The sequence below is a fragment of the Flexibacter flexilis DSM 6793 genome (genome assembly GCF_900112255.1).
GTDB classification, from domain to species: domain Bacteria; phylum Bacteroidota; class Bacteroidia; order Cytophagales; family Flexibacteraceae; genus Flexibacter; species Flexibacter flexilis.
Genome location: NZ_FOLE01000030.1, coordinates 1 through 2,364, shown reverse-complemented (window position 1 = coordinate 2,364; position 2,364 = coordinate 1). Strand labels below are relative to the sequence as shown.

1 protein-coding gene is annotated in these 2,364 nt (G+C 38.4%); it reads right to left on the bottom strand.

Going from position 1 to position 2,364, the window contains the following annotated elements:
* Window positions 1–2,165, bottom strand: a 2,165-nt coding sequence (locus BM090_RS17990) for a DUF7619 domain-containing protein (RefSeq protein WP_449404128.1), incomplete at its 3' end; no start/stop codon positions are given.
* Window positions 2,166–2,364: the final 199 nt, after the last annotated feature.

Below are 2,364 nucleotides of genomic sequence, written 5' to 3'. Positions count from 1 at the left end.
TGTACTTTCGTAACGGCGGTGTTGGTGATTACTGGCGCGTTGTAGTCGAAGTAAATCGCTGCTTTGTTAGAAATGTTCGTGCCCAAAGCCAAGTTTGCTTGCGGTTTGATGCGGAAGCTCACGAAACCATGACTTGCTTTTTCGTTTACGTTGCTGTCTGGCAACTGGATATTCAAATGCTCAAAGTAAACGATATTGCCTTTTACATTTGTACGAACATTGTGCGAAGAAGCCATAACTTCAAGCGTATTTGCTTGCAAAGTATTGGCTAAAGTATCAGCAATTACAACGGTGAATGCCGTGTCTGTACCTGTGTTTTGGAAACGAATGGTATAGTCAATGTATTCGCCATCAGCGATTTGCGCCGGACTAATCGCTTCGCGCGCTTGTTTGTCGTTAGGGTCAAAAGAACCTACTACTGTAAGATTCAATGTTTTTGTATTGTCTGCTAAGTTATTATCCGAAGCATCATTCTCATTCATAAATGATTGGAACGAAATCACAGAACCAAATACGGCAGCCGTTGATACCGTACCATATACAATGATATTTTTAGTTTCACCAATGGCCATCGTACCCAAATTCCAAATAAGCGTATCGCCGCTTACAGTATAACCCGCAACAGAAGCAGAATTAACGGTATAAAAAGCAGGTTTTACAAATTTAGCTACGGCATTGGCTGACAGTGTACCTACATTTTCATAGCTTAAATACATTTTCAAGTTAAAGCCAGAACGAGCAGGAGTATAATTGGTAATGCTTGCCGCTACATCTTTAACTGTTTGAGTTGCAACCAAAGCAAAATCTTTTGTTATTACATCTGAATAATTAGCAAAAGTAGCTGATTGTGAGGCTTGAGAAGCCGTATAATACGCAGGAAAATTAGAAGTTGTAATAGAGAGTGTACCCAACGTATCAGCTACTAACCAATACATACCTTGTGCATTAGTATAAGTAGCGCGGTTACCAGCACTGAGTTTTACATTTTTGCACAGAGGCTCACCTTCTTCATACAAACCATTGCTATTGAGGTCACGAAATGCACGACCAGTAAATGTTGCGTAGTTTTGGCATTGATTCACATTGTTGGCAGGATTACAAACAGGCAAATCCAATGGCAAGGATTCCATTACTCCTTGACCTATAATTTGTAAGGCTACGGGGCGATTAGGAATACAATTAACTGAGCTAGTCATTACTCCAGAGCCATAGTCGTCTGCAAATATTTTTAACTCCAATAATCCCTCTGGCAAAACAGGCAAGCATTTGTCCGCCATATTTTCTTCGAGAAGAGTAAAGTATTTCAAATTACTTGGAAGTTGCGGAATAGCCATACCACACTCTTCAATCCATAACGTTTCTAAGCTATTGGGCAGTGTTGGTAATGCTTCACTTGACGACATCTTTAGTTCTATATAGGATACGTTATTACCAAAAGAAGGGCAATTTAAGGCAACTGACTCCAAAGTGAAACTTTCTACGGTATTAGTTAATCCTGCTATTGTATAGCCTCCATATCCTAAAGTAATAGTTTTGATGGCTGCTGGCCACGCATTGATATATTGTTCGTTATTCGGGCTATTATTCATCCAATTCAAACGCTCCAATTTAGCAGGCAGCGTAGGCATAGCACCAAAATATGTCTCCAAAACATCAAGCTCCTTCAAGCTATCAGGCAAAGTACCAAGACTGTTAGCTGGTAAATTTTTGATATACAATTTTTGAATAGTAAACGGAAAACTTGGCAGCGTATTCAAGTTCTCTAATGCCTCTAAACCAAGATAATGTAATGTTGGCGGAAGTGGAGCTATGGAAGTCAAATTATTGGCATAGCTAATAGATAAGGCTTCAAGAGACAATGGAAGCTTAGGCAATTCTGTAATATTGGCAGACATAATATCCAATCTTTTAATGCCCTTAAAGTACTGGATACCAGAGATATTGTTCAAATTTCCTGCCATTCCATCTAAAAAGAACTCATTCACCACCAAAGCCGCTGCCGCAGTAGTGTCAAGTAGCCCTGCTGTGTTAAAGCACGAAGCAAACTCTCCACGCATATAATTCCTAAAATTCGTATCGGGCAGTGTTACATACTGCGCTTGCGCTTCGTGTTGCGCGAAAAGTCCTGCCATAAGCAAAGACAGTGTTACAATTGTTTTTTTCATAAATGTAAAAGTTTATCAAATTAAATTAAGTTAATTTTTTCACAATAATAGACTATAAAAAATAAATAGCAAAATTTATTACAAAAAAATAACAAATAAAGCCTATACAATTTGCTGTATGGGCTTTATTTATGTATTTAAAAGATAAAATATAGATTACTACTTCACCATTACTTTGGCGGTGCGCGTTTCGCCTTTT